Here is an 18,814-nt window from a genome sequence, read left to right as displayed (position 1 = left end):
TTATTTACGGCACATGACGCTTGCGAATATCTAGGTTAGGCTCCCCTTCGTTAGGAACTCCTTCCTCCCAATCTCTGGAGACCTCGTGAGCCTCATCACGCGTCGCGGCACCGCTGCCGCAGCCTCAGCTGCATCGATCGCCCTCCTCCTCGCCGCGTGCTCGTCGAGCACCGGGGAGGAGTCCGCAGCCGGCTCCGCGGACGCGGAGACCGTCACGGTGGAGCACGCCCAGGGCAGCACCGAGGTGCCCGCAGACCCGCAGCGCGTGGTGGTCCTCGACTTCGGCGCCCTGGACACCATCGACGCCCTCGGGCTGGGCGGCGACGTGGTGGGTCTGCCGCTGTCCTCGCCCGTCCCGGACTTCCTCAGCGCGTACGAGGGCGAGAAGTACACCGACGTGGGCACGCTGCAGGAGCCGGACTACGAGGCCATCGCGCGCCTGGACCCCGACCTCGTCGTCGTGGGCTTCCGGTCGGCGGCGGCCTACCCGGAGCTCGCCAAGACGTACCCGACCGTGGACGTCACGTTCGGGTACGCGAACTTCCTCGACGAGTTCGGCGACTCCGCCCGGATCCTGGGCGAGATCTTCGGCAAGGAGGACGAGGTCGAGAAGGGTCTGGCCGACATCGCGGCCGAGGCCGAGCAGATCCGCCCGCTCGGCGAGGCGGCCGGCGCCGGCATGGTCCTGTCCACCTCGGGCGGCGAGGTCACCATGTACGGGGAGGACTCGCGCTTCGGGCCGATCTTCACCGAGCTCGGCGTGGCGGACGCGGTCAGCGGCGTGGAGAACACCCCGCACGGCGAGGTCGTCTCCTTCGAGATGATCCGGGACACCAACCCCGACTGGCTCTTCGTCAACGACCGGGACGCCGCGGTCGGGCAGGGCGAGGGCGCCGGGCAGGCCGCGCAGCAGGTCCTCGACAACGAGCTCGTCGCGTCCACGACGGCGTGGCAGTCCGAGCAGGTGGTCTATCTCGACCCCCAGCGCTGGTACATCGCCCAGCACGGGCTCAGCAACGTCGCCGCCATGTTCGACGAGGTCGGCCAGGCTCTCGGCGCATGACGGTCACGCACCACGGCGGCGGGCGCGGCCAGGCCGCGCCCGCCGCCGGTGCGCCCACGCCCGGCACGCCCGCGCCCGACGGGCGCGAGGCCGTGGCCGCCGGCACCCGCCGGCGGCACCTCGTGCTGCTCGCCGGCGTGCTCGGCGTGCTCGCGGCGGCGGGCGTGAGCCTGTTCGTCGGGGTCTCCGACCTCTCTGTCGGTGACGTGCTCTCCGGGAACCTCACCTCCACCCAGGAGCAGACCCTGCTGGCGTCCCGGGTGCCGCGGACGCTGGCGATCCTGCTGTCCGGCTCCGCGATGGCCATCGCCGGGCTGGTGATGCAGCTGCTGGTGCGCAACAAGTTCGTCGAGCCCTCCACCGCCGGCACCACGGAGTCCGCGGGCCTGGGCCTGCTGGTGGTCACCCTGGCGGCCCCGGCGATGCCCCTGGCGGGGAAGATGGCCGTGGCGGCCGTGTTCGCCCTCGCCGGCACCGCGCTCTTCCTGCGGATCCTGCGGTCGATCCCGCTGCGGTCGGTGGTCGTGGTGCCGCTGGTGGGGATGATGCTCTCCGGCGTCGTGGCCGCGGTGAGCACGTTCCTGGCCTACCGCAACGACCTGCTCCACACCCTCTCGTCCTGGATGACGGGCGACTTCTCCGGGGTGGTGCGGGGCCGCTACGAGATGCTCTGGGTCGTGGGGGTGTGCGCGGTGATCGCGTACGTCGCTGCGAACCGGTTCACCGTCGCGGGCCTGGGCGAGGAGTTCACCACCAACCTCGGGCTGAACTACCGGCGGGTCCTGGCCCTGGGGCTGTCCGTCGTCGCGGTCACCAGCGCGGTCGTCGTCGTGGTCGTGGGGGGCCTGCCGTTCCTCGGCCTGGTGGTGCCCAACATCGTCAGCCTCGCGATGGGCGACTACCTGCGCCGGTCGCTGCCGTGGGTGGCGATCCTGGGCGCCGGCTTCGTCCTGGTGTGCGACATCGTCGGGCGCCTCGTGATCCATCCCGCGGAGATCCCGATCGGCGTCGTCGTCGGGGTCGTGGGCGCCGCCGTGTTCCTCTACCTGCTGCTGCGGAGGCCCTCCGGTGCGCGCTGACAAGACGAGCTCGCCGACTGCGACGGCGACCCTGACGGCCGACCGGCCGCGTGGCCACCGACGCCTGACCCCCGGGATACGCCTGGCCCTCCTCGGCGCAGCGACCGCCGTGGCCGCGGTGGCGTTCGTGCTCGTGGGCGCCCTGGACGCGTGGGCGCTCGTCGCGCCGCTGCGCGCGGCCCGGCTGGCCCCGATGATCCTGGTCGGGGTGGCGATCGCGGTCTCGACGGTCGTGTTCCAGACGGTGACGGAGAACCGGATCCTCACGCCGTCGATCATGGGCTTCGACGCGATGTACGCCCTGATCCAGACGGCGGGCGTGTTCTTCCTCGGCTCCACGGCCGTGATCGCGACGGCGGCCACGACCCGGTTCGGCCTCGAGGTCGGCGTCATGCTCGCGTTCTCGGCGGCGCTGTTCCGCTGGCTGTTCGGCGGGCCGCGCCGGTCGCTGTACCTGATGGTCCTGGTCGGCATCGTCCTGGGGACGCTGTTCCGGTCGCTGGCCACGTTCCTGCAGCGGGTGATCGACCCCAACGAGTACCTCATCGTCACCGACCGCCTGTTCGCGTCCTTCAGCGCCGTGGACCCGGGCCTGCTCGCCGTCTGCGCGGTCATCGTCGCGCTGGTGTGCGCGTGGATGTGGTGGGTGCGCCGCGACCTCGACGTCCTCGCGCTCGGCCAGGACCACGCCCTCGCGCTGGGCGTCGACCACCGCCGCCTGGTGCTGCGGGCGCTGAGCGCCTGCGCGCTGCTCGTGTCCGTGTCCACCGCCCTGGTCGGGCCCATCACCTTCTTCGGGCTGCTCGTGGCCAACCTCGCCTACGCCGTCGCGGGGACCCACCGCCACGCCTACGTCCTGCCCGCCGCGTCCCTGCTCGGGATCCTCACCCTGGTGGGTGGGCAGACCGTCCTCGAGCACGTCTTCGGGATGGACACGGTGCTCTCCGTGATCATCGAGTTCGTCGGCGGGATCGTCTTCATCCTGCTGCTCATCCGTGGAGGCAGACGATGACCCGAACATGCCTGCCGCTCACCCGCTCGCGCCCGACCTGTGGAGGTTCCCGATGATCGAGGTCCGGTCCCTGACGAAGACGTACGGCCGCAGCGTGGTCGTCGACGACGTCTCCCTGACCCTGCCCGCGGGTGGGGTGACCTCGATCATCGGCGCCAACGGCGCCGGGAAGTCCACCCTGCTCTCCATCGTCGCGCGGCTGCTGGGCATGGACGCCGGCAGCGTCCTGGTCGACGGCCTCGACGTGGCCGCCACCCCGTCCGGGGACCTGGCCAAGCGACTGTCCATCCTGCGGCAGGACAACCACCTCGCCGTGCGCCTGAGCGTGCGGGACCTTGTCGCCTTCGGGCGCTACCCCCACTCGCGCGGGCGCCTGACGGTCGAGGACCGCCGCCAGATCACCGCCGCGCTGGACTACCTCGACCTCGGCCCCCTCGCCGGCCGGTACCTCGACGAGCTCTCCGGCGGGCAGCGCCAGCGCGCGTTCGTGGCCATGGTCCTGTGCCAGGACACCGACTACGTCCTGCTCGACGAGCCGCTGAACAACCTCGACATGAAGCACGCCGTGACCATGATGAAACTGCTGCGCCGCACCGCCGACGAGCTCGGCAAGACCGTCGTCGTCGTCGTCCACGACATCAACTTCGCGTCCTGCTACTCCGACCACATCGTGGCCATGAAGGACGGCAAGGTCCTGTGCCAGGGCACCCCGGAGCAGATCATCGACACCGAGCGGCTCCGCGAGATCTACGACATGGACGTCCCCGTCGCCACCGTCGACGGCCACCGCATCGGCGTCTACTACCACTGACGCCGCGTCACCGGCGCAGCCGCCACCCGCACGTGACGGCTCACCTGCCGGACAGCGAGAAGTGCTGGTAGTCCCTCGGTGAGGCCCACGTGCCGCCCCAGCTCCAGCCGCGGGCGGCGAAGGCGCGGACGACGTCGTCACCGGCGTGGATCATCCCCGGCGCATCCTGGGCGCGGTCGGCGTACGCCGTGCCTGCGGTCGGCAGGACGACGGCGCCCGCCACGTAGGGGTTCACCAGCGGGTTGACGTCGATAGCGCGCCCGTAGGAGTGCTCTGACCAGGACGAGCCTCCGGTGACGGCGCGGCAGTTGAACGCGCTCGTGTTGTTGGCCGCCATGCTCGCGTCGTCGTCCCCGCCGTAGAGGTCCACCGGCTCCATCCGCTCGATCGGGAACCGGGCACCGTAGAGGTCCGACATGATCGCCGTCACATCCTGGGCGACGGCGGCCTCCACCACCAGCACGCCGGTGTGGGCCGTCCCGTCGAAGCCCCAGAAGGTGACCTCCACCGCGCGCAGGCCCTCGACCGGCACGGGGCAGCCGGGCCGCCACGACGCCGAGAGCCCCTCCGCCGTGACGGCCTTGATGGCCGAGCGGAACGGCGGCGGCAGTGGCGCGGAGGCGGTGGGTGACGCCGAGGTGGCGGGCGGCGGTGGCGGCGAGGTGGCGGACGCCGGTGGCACGGCGGTCGGGCCGTCCGACGGCGCCCCGGACCGAGCGCCCGACAGTCCGGTGGTGGTTGGTGGCGCACCGGCTCCCTCGCAGCCGCACAGGACCGCGAGCCCCAGGCCGATGATCGCCGCGCTCAGCGGGCCTCGCGCCCTCACCTGGGCAGTGTCGCACCCGGCGCGGGTCGGCGCCCGTGGGCGGCCGCCGCGCACCGGACGCGTCCTACGTCACGCTGCCGGCGCGCGCGGCAGGGCAATACCGGCATGAGCCGACGTTTAAGGTGGAGGGTCGCCGCGCCGCGCGGACCACGGGGGCTCACCGGCCGCGGCGGACGTCGCCGGGCCCGCACGGGCGCGGCCTGCGTGCCCCGGATGCCCGGAAGGCGCGGCAACGGGGCATACGGACGGACAGGAGCATGGTCAGGTGAACGATGTCGAGGGTCCTCACGACGACCCTGCCCGGCAGGCGCCCGCACGGCTGGACCTGTTCCGCTACCTCACGGCAGACCTGGCGGGGGACTACCGCGCCATCATGACGCTGTTCACCTCGACGCTGCTGGCCGACCTGTCCGCCTCCGAGGTGAGCGACGGGCTGGCCGAGCGCGGCGTCGCCCTCTCCGTCGACGAGGTCACCACCCGGTGCGAGCAGCTCGAGAGGTGGGGCAACCTCGTGCGCGGCATCCGCGACGCCCGGGTGGCCACCGTCCAGGACTACGTCCGCTCCCGCGCCCGCTACCAGGCATCCAAGCTCGGCGTCCGGGTGCACCGGGAGGCCGAGGCGGTCCTCGCCGCCGGGGAGGGCGCCCGGGAGGTCGCGCGCGAGCTGCTCGGCGCCACCGCCGAGACCCTCGACCGCATCGTCGCCCGCATGCAGGCGGCCACCGGCTCCCGGCCCGTGGACGCCGACGCGCTCTCGGGCGACGTGACGACGGTGTTCAACAACCAGCGGCTGTTCTCCGACAGCGTCCGCGACTTCTACGCGTACGTGAACACCGTGCTCACCCGCTACGACCTCGCCGGCGAGGAGTACCAGCAGTTCAAGCGGCTGCTGCTGGACTACATCGACCTGCTCACCGCCGACGTCGCCCGCCACGCCCCCGTCGTCGCCCGCCGCTTCGCGGCGCTCGAGCCGGTGCTCGACGACCTGCTCGCGGCGCTCTCTGCGCTGCCCACGCTCGCCTCGGCCGACGCGCGCACCGAGCGGCTGCCCGGGCGCACCCGTGAGGACTGGGAGCAGGTGCGCGGCTGGTACACCGGCGCTGATGCCCGCTCCGGCCCGGAGACGCTGCGGATGGCCGCGGACCAGGCCCTCGGTCAGCTCCTGGCCAACACCAAGCGGATGCTCGCGTCCGCGGGCACCGGGGTGAGCCGGCGCGCGGACCTGCTCAGGCTCGCCGGCTGGTTTGACACCGCGGGCGCCGACGAGGCGCACCGGCTGTATGCCGCCGCGTTCGGCGCCTACCCCGCCCGCCACCTCCTCGGCGGCCCCGAGGAGCCCGACCCCCGCGACGGCGCCACGACCTCCTGGTGGGCGGCGACGCCCGTGGAGGTGCCGCTGAGCCTGCGCGAACGCGGCGACCGCGGCGCCCGGGGGCGCACCGCCTCGGTGCCCGACCCCGGCCTGGACCGGGTGCGGCTGCTGGCCGAGGCCCAGGACGAGGCCGACGCCCGCGCGGCCGCGGTGGCTGAGCTCGTCGCCGCGGGCCGGCTCGACGGCGCCGCGGTGAGCCCGGCCGCGCTGACCCTGCTGCTCGGGCAGCTCACCCGGCTGCTCGCGGTGCACCCCCAGCTGGAGGCGGCGGCGCGCGCCACGGACACCGACCTGGGGCTCACCCTCACCGCCACGCCGGACCAGGCCGCGACCACCGTGCTGCGCACCCCCGACGGCGACCTCACGGTCCACGGGCTCGTCCTCGAGGTGACCGCGGCCGGTGCCGAGGCGCCTGGGCGCGCGCCCGGGACCGGGCCGCGGTCCGCGGCCGAGCTCGGACCCGAGGTCGAGCGCGAGCGCCTGCTCGAGCCCGAGCACCTGCTCGAGCCCGAGCACCTGCTCGACCCCGAGCTCGAGGAGGTGCGCGCGTGACCCCCCACGGCACCGCCGAGCACGACGCGGCCGAGCGGCGGGAGGCCGCCCGGGCGCTGCTGTCCCACCCGGTCCTCACCCGCGCCCGGCGCGGCGAGGAGCTCGCGCTCGTCCGCCGGCACGCCGCCGCGCTGAAGAAGATGTTCCCCGCCGTGCTCGGCTACCCGCTGGTGGTCGAGGCCTCCTTCGCCCGGCTCGTCAAGGACGCCCCGAGCGCCGACGCCCCGCCGCGGCCGGCCCAGCGCCGCGGGGGGCAGCCGTTCGCGCCGCGCACCTACGCCTACCTCGCGCTGGTGTGCGCGGGCCTGCTGGAGACCACCAGCGGTGACCAGGTGCTCCTGGGCTCGCTGGTCGGACAGGTCCGCGCCGACGCCGCGGGCGCCGGCATCACTATGGACGACTCGCTCTCCGACCGGCGTCACCTCGTGCAGGCCATCGCGCTGCTCCTCGACTGGGGCGTGCTCACCGAGACGGACGGTTCCGTCACCGCCTGGGGCGACCGCCAGGAGGAGGCCCTGCTGGACGTCAACCGGACCCTGCTCACCCACGTGCTCGCCCGGCCGCTGCGCGAGGTCGCCACCGCGGAGGAGCTCCTGGTGCGCGGCACCGGCGACACGCCCGCCGAGCAGCCCCGCCGCACGCTGCGCCGCAAGCTCGTGGAGAACCCGCTCGTGCGCCGCGAGGACCTCACGGACGCCGAGCAGCACGTCCTGTCCCGCGAGCGGGCGGAGCTCAGCCGCACCCTGGCCGAGAGCTTCGGCCTGACCCTGGAGGTCCGCCAGGAGGGCGCCCTGGCCTACGACGTCGACGGCGAGCTCACCGACGTCGCGTTCCCCGGCCAGGGGACCGTCGCGCATGTCGCCCTGCTCCTGGTCAACGCCCTCGTCGACGATCTCGACGGCGGCCCCGGGGCCGCCGCCGAGGTCGACGGGACGGTCGTGCCGGGCCTGCTCGCCCCCTGGGCGGCGGTCTCCGACGCCGTGCAGCTGCTGGTCGAGCAGTACGGCGCGACCTTCGCCGAGGCGTTCGCCAGCGATCCCGAGTACCTCCAGGCCGAGGTCGTCGCCCGGCTGGAGGACCTCAGCCTGGCGCGCCGCACACCCGCCGGCCTGGTGCTCCACCCCGCCTGCGCCCGCTACCAGCCCGAGCCCCAGCGCGTGGCCCGCCGCTCGCCCGCCCCACCCGTGGCGGGCGAGACCGACGTGCCCGTGCTCCCGGGGCAGCAGAGCCTGTTCCCGTTCCAGGAGGACGCATGAGTGCCACCACGACGCCGACCGCCACGCCCGAGGGCGCTCCGGGCGCGGCCGAGGACCAGGTCAAGCACCATCCGCACCGGTGGCGCCTGCACCGGGCCGGCATCGTCAACGTCTGGCACTACTGGGCCGAGACCTTCCAGTTCTCCGGCGGCCGGATGGTGCTGCGCGGCACCAACGGCTCGGGCAAGAGCCGCGCCCTCGAGATGCTCCTGCCGTTCGTCCTCGACGCCGACCGGCGCCGCATGGACTCCACCGGCTCCGGCAAGGTCCGCCTCGACGAGCTCATGAAGGTCGGCGCGGAGGGGCAGGGCAACCGGCTCGGGTACCTGTGGGCGGAGCTCGTCCGCGACGGCGAGACCGGCCGCGAGCACCTCACGCTCGGCGCGCTCGTGCGCTGGTCGGCGAGCTCGGGCGAGGCGAAGGTCTGGTACTTCACCACCCCGCTGCGCGTGGGCCACGAGCTCGAGCTGCTCGACGTCGCCCGCCAGCCGATGTCCCGCGAGCGGCTGACGGAGCTGGTCGGCGCCGACCGCATCACCGAGAACCCGGAGACGCACCGCGAGCGGGTCCGCTCCGTCGTCTTCGGTCTGACCGGTCCCGGGGCGCGGGAGCGCTACGACGGGCTCCTGCAGCTCATCCGCACGCTGCGCTCGCCCGACGTCGGCAACCGGATCGAGGAGGGCAACCTGCCGCGGATCCTCTCCGACGCGCTGCCGCCGCTGTCCGAGGAGACCCTCAACGACGCGGGCGGCCGGCTCGACGACCTGTCGGAGTCCCGCGAGTCCCAGCGCCGCCTCGCCGCGGCCCTCGAGCACGTCACCGCCTTCCTCGGCACCTACAGCCGGTACGCGGCCACCGAGCTGGGCGCCACCGCCGACCGCGCGGGTCGCGCCGCCGACGCCGGGCGGGAGGCCACCGAGGCCGCCCAGGCCGCCGCCGCCGACCGGGACGACCTCGCCGCCCGCAGCGCCGGGGCCCGGGCGACGGTGGAGGGGCTCGAGACCCGGGAGGGTGAGCTCGCCGCCACCGCGGCCGGCCTCAAGGACTCCGACGCCTACCGCGCCGGCCAGGACCTGGCGGGACGCAACCGGCACGTCAGCACGCTCGCCCAGCTCGCCCGGCGCGAGCTGGACTCCGCGCGCGCCGCCCGTCAGGTCGAGGCCGACGCGGTCGCGGCGGCGGACCAGCTCGGCACGGAAGCCATCGAGGCCGCCCGCGAGGCGGCCCACGTGCTCGACGACGCCCGCGCCGGCCTACGCGGGGCGCACCTGGCGACGACGACGCTGCCCGCCTCCGTGGAGGCCCGCCTCGTCCCGGTGCCCGCGCCGGCCGAGCCCGTGCGCGTCTCCCTCGAGGATGAGCCGACGGCGCACGAGCGGCCCTCAGCCCAGCAGCTCATGGTCACGCCCACGGACCTCGAGGAGGCCGCCGCCCGGGCGGGCGAGGTCGCCGCCGCCGCGCAGGCCCGGGCCGGCGAGGCCGGGAACCGCCACCAGGGCGCGGTCGAGCTGGCCCGCGCCCGCACGGCCGCCGACCACGTCGAGGACGCCGCCGGCGAGGCCGCGGAGCGCCGGGACGCGGACGAGACGGTCGCGGGCGAACGCGGTCAGGACCGCGACGCCGCCGCCCGCGAGCTCGCCGCCGCCTGGCGCGCGTGGACCGCGCAGCCCCGCACGGCCGAGCTCCTCGGCGACGTGGGCTGGGCGGCCACCGCCGTCGGCCCGCTCCTCTTCGACGTGGACGTGCTGGGTGGCGACATCAGCGGGGCCCGCGACGGCGCCCCGCGTCTCGACGAGCTGGACCGGGTCGCCGCCGAGGCCGCCGATGCGGCCCGCGACCGGCTCGCCCGCACGGGCGCCGCGCTGGACGCCGAGGCGGACGCCGACGGCGCCCGCCGGCGCGCGCTGACGGACGAGCAGCGCGAGCTCCGCGCCGCGAAGGACCCGGAGCCGCCCGCCGCGCCGTGGGCCCGGGCGCTGACCGGCGGCGCGCAGCCGCTGTGGCGGGCCGTGGACTTCGCCGACGGCCTCAGCGCGGCCGACCGGGCCGGGCTCGAGGCGGCGCTGCTGTCCGCCGGCCTCCTCGGCGCGGGTCTGAGCGTCGACGGCGCGCTCGTCGCCGAGGACGGGCAGACCCTGCTCACCGCCGCGTCCTCGCCCGCCCCGCAGCCGCTGCGGGCGGCGCTCGTGCCCGACCCCGCGGCCACGGTCCCGGCGGCCATCGTCAGCGCCGTCCTGGCCCGCATCGGCCTCGGCGCCGGCAGCCACACCACGTGGGTGGACGTGGACGGCTCCTGGGGCAACGGGCCGCTCCGCGGCCGGCGCGCCGCGGACACGGCCCGGCACATCGGCGCCGCGGCCCGGGCGGCGGCCCGCACCGCCCGCCTCGCCCGCATCGAGGACGAGCTGGCCGCCCTCGACGAGCGCGCCGCCGACCGGGCCGGGGCCCGCGACCGGCTCGTGGCCGCGCGCGCGGACCTCACCGGCCATGTCCGGACGGCGCCGACGACCGCGGCGCTCGCGCAGGCGCGCACCCTTGCCGTCGCGGCCGCCCGGCAGGCGGCCCGCACCCGTGCCGAGGCGGCCCGGCTCGCGGAGCGGTCCGCCGAGCTGCGCGCCGCCTGGAAGGCGCAGGAAGCCACCCACCGCACCCTGTGCGACCGGCACGAGCTGCCCCTCGACGCCGACGGCCTGCAGGAGGTGCGCGACACCGCCCAGGCCGCGCAGCGGGCGTGCCGCGGCGCCGCGTCCGCCCTCACCACGCTCGCCCGCGCCCGTTCGCGGCACGCCGAGGAGGTCGCCAGGCTCGACGGGCACCGGGTGCGGCGCGCCGAGGCCGAGCTGGGCGCCGACGCGGCGTGGGCGCAGTGGCACCGCGAGGCCGCCGAGGTCGAGGCGCTGACCGAGAGCCTCGGGCAGGAGGCGCGGGAGGTCCACCGCCGGCTCGCGGAGACGGAGGAGGAGCACCGGCGCGTGGCGCGCGAGCTGGCGGATGCCCGGCGCGGCGCCCAGCAGCTCGGCGAGAAGGAGGCCGTGGCCCGCCGCGACGCCGAGACCGCCGAGGCCGCCGCCGCCGCCGCGGGGGAGCATCTCACCGGTGTGCTCGGGCGGCTGCGCCGGCAGCTCGCCCTGCCCGGGGTGGTCGCCGCCGCCACCGGCCGCGCCGACCTCGACCTGCTGCCGGCCGGCACCACCGGCCAGGCGGTCACGCCCGAGCTCGTCCGCGCCGCGGCCGGTGCGGTGCGCGGCGCCGTCGCCGGGGCGGGGAGCGCCGACCTCAACGTGCTCATGCGCGCCCAGCAGAAGCTCGAGGCGGAGCTGCAGGGCGGCTTCGACGTCGTGCACACCGTCGCCGAGGACCTCCACCTCGTCGAGCTCGTCGACACCACCGGCCGCAGCCCCGTGGCCGAGGCCGCCGCGGACCTGCGCGCGCGCGTCGAGCGGGCCCGCGAGGCCCTGACGAGCCGCGAGCACGAGGTGTTCACCAACTTCGTCGTCGGCGGCGTGGGCGAGGAGCTGCGCCGGCGCCTGGCGCAGTCCGATCACCTCGTGGCCGCCATGAACGACAGCCTGCGCAGCATCAGCACGTCCCACGGCATCGGGGTGCGCCTCGCCTGGGTGCTCGACGCGCCCGAGGGCAGCCGGGTCCACCGCATCAAGGAGCTCGTGCAGGCGGCGTCGGCCGTGCGGCCGGGGGAGCGCACCGACGAGCTCATCACGCTGCTGCGCGAGCAGGTCGAGGAGCAGTTCGCGCTGGACGAGACCGCCGGGTACGCCCAGCACCTCAAGAACGCCCTGGACTACCGCGCGTGGCACCACATGCGGGTGACCATCCTCGGCCCCGGACCGCACGACCGGCGAGAGCTGCGCGGGCGGGCCAAGCTGTCCCAGGGCGAGACGCGGTTCGTCTCCTACGTCACCCTCTTTGCCGCGGCGGACGCCTACCTGTCGGGCCTGGGCGACACGGCGCTGCGCCTGGTCCTCCTCGACGACGCCTTCGCCAAGGTCGACGACCCCACCATCGGCGAGCTCATGGGCCTGCTCGTGCGCCTCGACCTCGACTTCTGCATGACCGCGCACAACCTCTGGGTGACCTACCCGCAGGTGCCGTGCGCGGACGAGTACGAGATCCTGCGCGCCGAGGGCACTCCCGCCGTAGCCGTCCACACGCACTGGGACGGCCGCACCCGGCACCTCGCGATCTGACCGTGCCGCCCGCACGCGTCAGGCGTTGCGCAGCACCGCCACGCCCGGGCCCTGCGCGGTGAGCGCCGTGCCGTCGTCCGCCAGCCGGGTCTCGCCCCAGGCCAGGACCACCTCCGGCGCGCCGGCGTCCCCGGTGGGCAGCGGCACGGTGGTGGCCCCGTCGGCGAGGGCGACGACGACGTCCATGACGCCGCGGTGCATGACGAGCCAGCCGCCGTCACCCGCCACCGTCACGGTCGTCGCGGCGCGCTCGCCCGAGGAGAGGTCGGGCTCGGCGCGGCGGAGCGCGATGAGGTCGCGGTAGAAGCGCAACAGGCGCGCGTGCTCCGGCCGGTCCCGCTCGTCCCAGTCGAGCCGCGAGGCGGCCACCGTCTGCGGCGACTGCGGGTCCGGCACCTCGATCTCGCCGCCGTAGAGGTCCGCCCACCCGTGCGTGCCGAACTCCTCGGCGCGGCCCTTGCGCACCGCCTCGGCGAGCTCGGGCTCGCCGTGGTCGGTGAAGTACTGGAACGGGGTGGTCGCGCCCCACTCCTCGCCCATGAACAGCATCGGGGTGTACGGGCCGAGCAGGACGATCGCGGCGCTGACGGCGAGCCGGCCGGGCCCGAGCACCCTGCTGGGCCGGTCGCCCAGCGCGCGGTTGCCCACCTGGTCGTGGTCCTGGGAGAAGACGACGAAGCGGCGGGCGTCGACCTCCGCGGGCACCGGGGCGCCCCAGTCCTTCCCGCGGAAGGTCGAGAACGTGCCGTCGTGGACGAAGACGCCCGTGAGCGCCTTGGCGAGGGTGGCCGGGGCGCCGAAGTCGACGTAGTAGCCGTGACGCTCCCCGGTCAGCAGGGCGTGCAGCGCGTGGTGGACGTCGTCGTCCCACTGCGCCGTCATGCCCAGGCCGCCGGCGGTGGTGGGCGTCACCATCCGGGCGTCGTTGAGGTCGGACTCGGCGATGAGGGACAGGGGCCGGCCCACCTGGGCCTCCAGGGCGGCGACGGCGTCCGCGAGCTCGGCGAGCAGGTGACGCACGGAGTCGTCCTTGAGGGCGTGGGCCGCGTCGAGGCGCAGCGCGTCGGTGTGGAAGTCGCGCAGCCACCGCAGCGCGTTCTCGACCACGAAGGCCCGGACCTCGCCCGCGTCATCCCCGTCGAGGTTGACGGCGGCGCCCCAGGGCGTGTGGTGGCGGTCGGTGAAGTAGGGGCCGTAGGCGCCGAGGTAGTTGCCGGACGGGCCGAGATGGTTGTACACGACGTCGAGGCAGACGGCGATGCGCCGGGCGTGCGCGGCGTCGACGAAGCGCTGCAGGGCCGCCGGGCCTCCGTACGCCTCGTGGACGGCGTAGAGCGCGACGCCGTCGTAGCCCCATCCCGCGGACCCCGGGAACGCGGCGACGGGCATGAGCTCGACCATGTCCACGCCCAGCTGGGCGAGGTGGTCGAGCCGTTCCGCGGCGGCGTCGAGCGTGCCCGCGGGCGTGAACGTGCCCACGTGGAGCTCGTAGATGACGGCGCCCAGGCTGGAGCGCCCGGCCCAGCCGTCGTCGGCCCACGCGTGCGCCCCGGTGTCGAAGGTCCGCGAGGGCCCGTGCACGCCGTGGGGCTGCCAGGGGCTGCGGGGGTCCGGCAGGTCCGGCCCCCCGTCGAGCGAGAACGCGTAGTCGGTGCCCGGCGCCAGGGCCGCGGCCGAGTCCCACCACCCGCCGGGCCGGGCGCGCATCGGCTCCCGCGCGCCGACGGCGACGAGCTCGACCGAGCGAGCGGTCGGCGCCCACACCCGCACCGGGGCGCCGCCGTCGCCCACGCCGCCCCGGGCGGCCAGGTCGGCGCGCGGCGCGGCCTGCGGAAGGTCCTCGGCGTCCATCAGATCCTCTCGAGCAGCGCCACCGGGGAGGTGGCGAGCAGGTCGTCCAGGCGGCACACCCCGCCCGGCACCGACGCGCCGGTGAGGACGTCACGCCAGCTCCCCTCGGGGAGCACCACGGTGGCATCCGGCAGTCCGTGGACGGAGCTGGTCGTGGCCGCCAGGCGCGTGACCACGGCGACGACCCGCGCGCCGCCGGAGTCGGTCCGGGCCAGGGCGACAGCGTGCCCGGTCGTCGTCGGCAGCGGCTGGTAGCCCGCCTCCGGGCCGACGAACGCCGCGGGGTGCGCCCGCCGGAGCCGCAGCGCGGCCGCGGTGAGGCGGAGCTTCTCGTCGTCGACCGAGCCCGGCTGCGCGCCGGCGTCCAGCGCCGCGAGCCGCGCCGCGAGGGCGCCGAAGTCCACCGGGCGGCGGTTGTCGGGGTCCACGAGCCAGGTCTGGGTGATCTCCGTGCCCTGGTAGACGTCCGCGACGCCGAGCACAGTCAGCTGCAGGAGCTTGGTGCTCAGCACCGCGCCGCGCACGGCGGGCTCGGCCCGCTGCACCCAGCTGGCGAAGGCGGCGACGACGGCCGGGTGCGAGAGCAGCGCGGTGGCGTACGCCCCGAACGCCTCCTCCCGGGCCAGGTCCGGGGCCGTCCAGCTGGTCCAGGACTTCTGCTCGCGGGCGGCCTTGACGAGGTAGGCCTGGAGCCGCTCGTCGCTGATGGGCCCCGCGGCGGTCCAGGTGCCCACCAGCGTCTGCCACAGGAGGTTCTCGGCACGCCCGTCCAGGTCCGAGGGGCGCAGGTCCGCGGTCTCCTCACGCAGCGCCGTGACCATCGCCGCCCACGCCGCCGCGTGCTCGGACAGGACGCCGATGCGGGCGCGGACGTCCTCGCCGCGCTTCGTGTCGTGGGTCGTGCCGGCGGTCATGGTCGCGGGCCACGCCGCGCCGGTGCGCGCGGCCCACCCGTGCAGCTCGTCCGGGTCGATGCCGAAGCGGGCCGGGTCGCCGCCGACCTCGCACAGGCTCTGCAGGTGCGTCCAGCGGTAGAAGGCGGTGTCCTCGACCCCCTTGGCCATCACGGCCCCGCACACCTGCGGGAAGCGGACCATGAGCTCTGCCCGCCGGGCCTCGTGGGTGCGCCCGGCGCTGCCCGCCTCCCCGCCGAGCAGGAGCTCGACGACGACGTCGAGCGTGTCGTGCCGGTCGGGCGCCAGGTGGGGGCGGGCGGCCTCCGCGGCCTCGCGCAGCACGCGCTCGCTGGTCGGCGGGGCGGGCTCGCCCGGCACGACGTAGGCGCGGTAGCGGTCGAAGGCCACCACCAGCTCGACGACGCAGTCCTGGAGGGAGAGGAAGGTGTGGTCCCGCAGGCGCACGTCGGCGTGGCAGATCTCGGCCAGCAGCGTCGCGACCCGGTGCACCTCCGCGTACAGCGAGGTGCGCACGATCTGGCGCTTGGCCTCCTCCACGACGGCGGGCAGGCTCGCGCTCTCGCCCGTGATCTCCTGCATGAGCGCCGCCAGGGGCACCGCGCCGGCCGGGTCCACCTGCAGGGCGTGCAGCCGCCAGGCGGCGTCGTAGCCGGTGGTCCCGGCCACGGGCCAGTCGGCGGGGAGCTCCTCGTCGGCCTCGAGGATCTTCTCGGCGACGACCCAGGCGCCGCCGGTGGCCTCGTGCAGGCGGCGCAGGTACCCCCGCGGGTCCGCGAGGCCGTCGGGGTGGTCGATGCGGAAGCCGTCGATGACGCCCTGCGCGTGCAGCTCCAGGAGCAGGGCGTGGGTGGCGTCGAAGACCTCCGGGTCCTCCACCCGCACCGCGGCGAGGGTGCCGACGTCGAAGAAGCGGCGGTAGTTCAGCTCCTCGTCCGCGACGCGCCAGTAGGCCAGGCGGTAGTGCTGGCGCTCCACCAGCTCCGTCAGGGGCAGGTGCTCCGTCTCCGGGCGGATGGGGAAGACGTGGTCGTAGTAGCGCAGCACCGCCTGCTCGCCCGCGTCGGGCTCGGTGGGGATCACCACGTGGTCGACGGCCAGGTCGCCGGAGGCGAGCACGTCACCGATGCGGGCACCGAGGACGGGCATGAGGATGCCGTCGCCCGCCTCCAGGTCGATGTCGAACCAGCGGGCGTAGGGGGAGTCGGCCCCGCCGGAGAGCACGGACCACAGCGCCCGGTTGTGCCAGGCCGGCGTCGGCACCGCCATGTGGTTGGGCACGACGTCGACCACGACGCCCATCCCACGGGCGTGCGCGGCCGCGGCGAGGGACTCCAGCCCGGCCCGTCCGCCCATCACGTCGCTGATGCGGGTGTGGTCGACGACGTCGTAGCCGTGGGTCGAGCCCGGGGCGGCCTGCAGGACGGGGGAGAGGTACAGGTCCGTGACGCCGAGCGCAGCCAGGTAGGGCACGGCGGCCTCGGCCTGCGCGAAGGACAGGTCGGGGCCCAGCTGGAGCCGGTACGTGCTCACGGGCAGCCGCTTGCCGGGCGCGGGCAGGTGGCCCTGCGCGGTCCCGGCCGTGGCGCCCCTGTCCGGGGTGCCGGGAAGGGCGTCGCGCCTCGGGGTCACTGCGCCTCCTCGGCGGGCTGCATGAGGATGATGGTGCTGCGGCCCTCCACGCGGATGGTGGAGCCCGGGGCGCGCTTCTTCGCGACCGGCTTGGGCGTGGCCGTGTCCAGCACCGTGACCCAGGACGAGCCGAAGCTCGCGTCCGGCAGCGTGAACTCGATGGCCTTCCCGTCGGCGTTGAGCAGTCCCAGGACGCTGTCGTCGATGATCCGCTCGCCGCGCGCGTCGGGCTCCGGGATGGCCTGGCCGTTGAGGAAGACCATCACCGAGCGGGCGTAGGACACGCCCCAGTCCTCGTCGGCCATGTGCTCGCCGGCGGGGGTGAACCACTCGATGTCGCCGATCTCGGACTCGCCGCCGTGCTCCGCCGAGCCGGCGAAGAAGCGGCGCCGGCGGAGCACCGGGTGGTCCTTGCGGAGCTGGACGATCTTGCGCGTGTACTCGAGGAGGGCGGTGCGCTCCTCGTCGAGGTCCCAGTCCACCCACGAGAGCTCGTTGTCCTGGCAGTAGACGTTGTTGTTGCCCTCCTGGGTGCGGCCGAGCTCGTCACCGTGGGCGATCATCGGCACGCCCTGGCTCATGAGGAGCGTGGTGAGGAAGTTGCGCTTCTGGCGCAGCCGGAGCCGGGTGATCTTCGGATCGTCCGTGGGGCCCTCGACGCCGCAGTTCCAGGACCGGTTGTGGGACTCCCCATCCGCGCCGCCCTCGCCGTTGGCCTCGTTGTGCTTCTCGTTATAGGAGACGAGGTCGCGCAGGGTGAAGCCGTCGTGCGCGGTGACGAAGTTGATCGAAGCGACGGGGCGGCGCCCGGTGTGCTCGTACAGGTCCGAGGAGCCGGTGATGCGGCTGGCGAACTCGCCGAGGGTGGAGGGCTCGCCCCGCCAGAAGTCCCGGACGGTGTCGCGGTACTTGCCGTTCCACTCCGTCCACAGGGGCGGGAACCCGCCCACCTGGTACCCGCCCTCGCCGACGTCCCACGGCTCCGCGATGAGCTTGACCTGGGAGATGACCGGGTCCTGCTGGATGATGTCGAAGAACGCGGAGAGCCGGTCCACCTCGTGCAGCTCGCGGGCGAGGGTGGAGGCGAGGTCGAAACGGAAGCCGTCGACGTGCATCTCCTCGACCCAGTACCGCAGCGAGTCCATGATCATCTGCAGGGTGTGCGGGGAGCGCATGAGCAGCGAGTTGCCCGTGCCCGTCGTGTCGAAGTAGTGCGCCTTGTCGTCGTCGACGAGCCGGTAGTACGAGGCGTTGTCGATGCCGCGGAAGGACAGCGTGGGACCCATGTGGTTGCCCTCAGCGGTGTGGTTGTACACCACGTCCAGGATGACCTCGATGTTCGCCTCGTGCATCGCCTTGACGACGGACTTGAACTCCTGGACCTGCTCACCGCGGGTGCCGTACGAGGCGTAGCCGTTGTGCGGGGCGAAGAAGCCGATCGTGTTGTAGCCCCAGTAGTTGGTCAGGCCCTTCTCCTGTAGGTGCGGGTCGTTGACGAACTGGTGCACGGGCATGAGCTCGATGGCCGTGATCCCGAGGGTGGTGAGGTGCTCGATGACCACCGGGTGCGCCAGGCCGGCGTAGGTGCCGCGGAACTCCTCCGGGATGCCCGGGTGCAGCTTGGTCAGGCCCTTGACGTGGGCCTCGTAGATGACGGACTCGTGGTACTCGTGGTTGGGCGGCCGGTCGTAGCCCCAGTCGAAGAAAGGGTTGATGACGACCGAGGACATCGTGTGGCCCAGCGAGTCGGTGGTGTTGCGCGCTCCGGCGTCCTCGAAGTCGTAGGAGTAGAGCGACGGGTCGCCGTCGATCTGCCCGTCGATGGCCTTGGCGTAGGGATCGAGCAGGAACTTGGATGGGTCGCACCGGTGACCGGCGGCCGGGTCGTAGGGGCCGTGGACCCGGTAGCCGTACCGCTGCCCGGGCTGACCGCCGGGGAGGTAGGCGTGCCACACGTGCGCGTCGACCTCGGTGACCTCGACACGGGTCTCGGTGCCGTCGTCGTCTAGCAGGCACAGCTCGACGCGTTCGGCCACGCTGGAGTAGAGGGCGAAGTTGATGCCGGTGCCGTCGAAGGTGGCACCGAGGGGATAGGGGCGGCCGGGCCAGATCTGCATTCGCCTACATTGGCATGCGCCCAGGATCCCGGCAGCGCGGGCGGTGTGAGGTCGGTCACGTGGCGCCGTCGGGCGCGCTGCGGATGGGATGATCCGGGCGGACCGTCACGTGTGGCGTGACGCC

General features: G+C 74.6%; 11 protein-coding genes. 7 read left to right on the top strand and 4 right to left on the bottom strand.

All coding sequences use genetic code 11. From position 1 onward, the window contains the following. Positions 1-85 precede the first annotated feature (85 nt). From EJK16_RS07640 to EJK16_RS07625, 4 genes are read left to right on the top strand one after another with little or no spacing between them, the layout of a single operon-like run. Complete coding sequence (locus tag EJK16_RS07640; protein ID WP_164737226.1) at positions 86-1,063, top strand: siderophore ABC transporter substrate-binding protein; 978 nt, start codon at positions 86-88, stop codon at positions 1,061-1,063. Next, positions 1,060-2,142, top strand: a complete 1,083-nt coding sequence (locus tag EJK16_RS07635) for an ABC transporter permease (RefSeq protein WP_127127857.1) — start codon at positions 1,060-1,062, stop codon at positions 2,140-2,142. The genes EJK16_RS07640 and EJK16_RS07635 overlap by 4 nt, the downstream gene beginning before the upstream one ends. Further along, positions 2,132-3,154, top strand: a complete 1,023-nt coding sequence (locus EJK16_RS07630) for an iron chelate uptake ABC transporter family permease subunit (protein ID WP_240645840.1) — start codon at positions 2,132-2,134, stop codon at positions 3,152-3,154. Before EJK16_RS07635 ends, EJK16_RS07630 begins: the two co-directional genes overlap by 11 nt. Before the next feature lie 52 nt (positions 3,155-3,206). Continuing rightward, entirely contained in the window at positions 3,207-3,965 is a 759-nt protein-coding gene (locus tag EJK16_RS07625) for an ABC transporter ATP-binding protein (RefSeq protein WP_127128069.1), read from the top strand. 40 nt (positions 3,966-4,005) lie between these two features. Here EJK16_RS07625 and EJK16_RS07620 read toward each other — a convergent pair whose 3' ends face one another. Continuing rightward, positions 4,006-4,791: a M15 family metallopeptidase gene (locus EJK16_RS07620; RefSeq protein WP_240645839.1), complete on the bottom strand. Its 786-nt coding sequence runs from the start codon at positions 4,789-4,791 to the stop codon at positions 4,006-4,008. A 265-nt stretch (positions 4,792-5,056) separates the two neighbouring features. On the opposite strand from EJK16_RS07620, the gene EJK16_RS07615 reads away from it, so the two are divergent. The 3 genes from EJK16_RS07615 to EJK16_RS07605 are packed head-to-tail and all read left to right on the top strand — an operon-like array spanning position 5,057 to position 12,176. Beyond that, positions 5,057-6,715, top strand: coding sequence for a TIGR02677 family protein (locus tag EJK16_RS07615; protein ID WP_127127855.1), 1,659 nt, complete (start codon positions 5,057-5,059; stop codon positions 6,713-6,715). Further along, complete coding sequence (locus tag EJK16_RS07610; protein ID WP_127127853.1) at positions 6,712-7,971, top strand: TIGR02678 family protein; 1,260 nt, start codon at positions 6,712-6,714, stop codon at positions 7,969-7,971. Before EJK16_RS07615 ends, EJK16_RS07610 begins: the two co-directional genes overlap by 4 nt. Beyond that, positions 7,968-12,176, top strand: a complete 4,209-nt coding sequence (locus EJK16_RS07605) for a TIGR02680 family protein (protein WP_127127851.1) — start codon at positions 7,968-7,970, stop codon at positions 12,174-12,176. The genes EJK16_RS07610 and EJK16_RS07605 overlap by 4 nt, the downstream gene beginning before the upstream one ends. A gap of 18 nt (positions 12,177-12,194) precedes the next feature. Here the strand turns inward: EJK16_RS07605 and treZ are convergent, their stop codons facing one another. Genes treZ through glgX form a run of 3 tightly spaced genes read right to left on the bottom strand, consistent with a single transcriptional unit; the run spans position 12,195 to position 18,690 of the window. Further along, positions 12,195-14,027: a malto-oligosyltrehalose trehalohydrolase gene (treZ, locus tag EJK16_RS07600; protein ID WP_127127849.1), complete on the bottom strand. Its 1,833-nt coding sequence runs from the start codon at positions 14,025-14,027 to the stop codon at positions 12,195-12,197. Then, the gene (treY, locus tag EJK16_RS07595; RefSeq protein WP_127127847.1) at positions 14,027-16,573 is read right to left on the bottom strand and encodes a malto-oligosyltrehalose synthase; all 2,547 of its coding nucleotides are present in this window, start codon (positions 16,571-16,573) and stop codon (positions 14,027-14,029) included. The genes treZ and treY overlap by 1 nt, the downstream gene beginning before the upstream one ends. Continuing rightward, positions 16,570-18,690 carry a glycogen debranching protein GlgX gene (gene glgX, locus EJK16_RS07590; protein WP_127127845.1) on the bottom strand — a complete coding sequence of 707 codons (2,121 nt, stop codon included), beginning with the start codon at positions 18,688-18,690 and terminating at the stop codon, positions 16,570-16,572. The genes treY and glgX overlap by 4 nt, the downstream gene beginning before the upstream one ends. Between the last annotated feature and the right edge of the window lie 124 nt (positions 18,691-18,814).

The sequence above is a fragment of the Georgenia sp. SYP-B2076 genome (assembly GCF_003991205.1).
GTDB lineage: Bacteria > Actinomycetota > Actinomycetes > Actinomycetales > Actinomycetaceae > Georgenia.
The sequence above is the reverse complement of the archived record's forward strand: the minus strand, read 5'-3'. Positions and strand labels throughout refer to the sequence as shown.

What these genes read in the sequence shown, in the direction of transcription:
- EJK16_RS07635 (WP_127127857.1), top strand. Translation starts at nt 1,060, where the DNA reads ATGACGGTCACGCACCACGGCGGCGGGCGCGGCCAGGCCGCGCCCGCC.
- EJK16_RS07625 (WP_127128069.1), top strand. Translation starts at nt 3,207, where the DNA reads ATGATCGAGGTCCGGTCCCTGACGAAGACGTACGGCCGCAGCGTGGTC.
- EJK16_RS07605 (WP_127127851.1), top strand. Translation starts at nt 7,968, where the DNA reads ATGAGTGCCACCACGACGCCGACCGCCACGCCCGAGGGCGCTCCGGGC.
- treZ (WP_127127849.1), bottom strand. Translation starts at nt 14,027, where the DNA reads ATGGACGCCGAGGACCTTCCGCAGGCCGCGCCGCGCGCCGACCTGGCC.
- glgX (WP_127127845.1), bottom strand. Translation starts at nt 18,690, where the DNA reads ATGCAGATCTGGCCCGGCCGCCCCTATCCCCTCGGTGCCACCTTCGAC.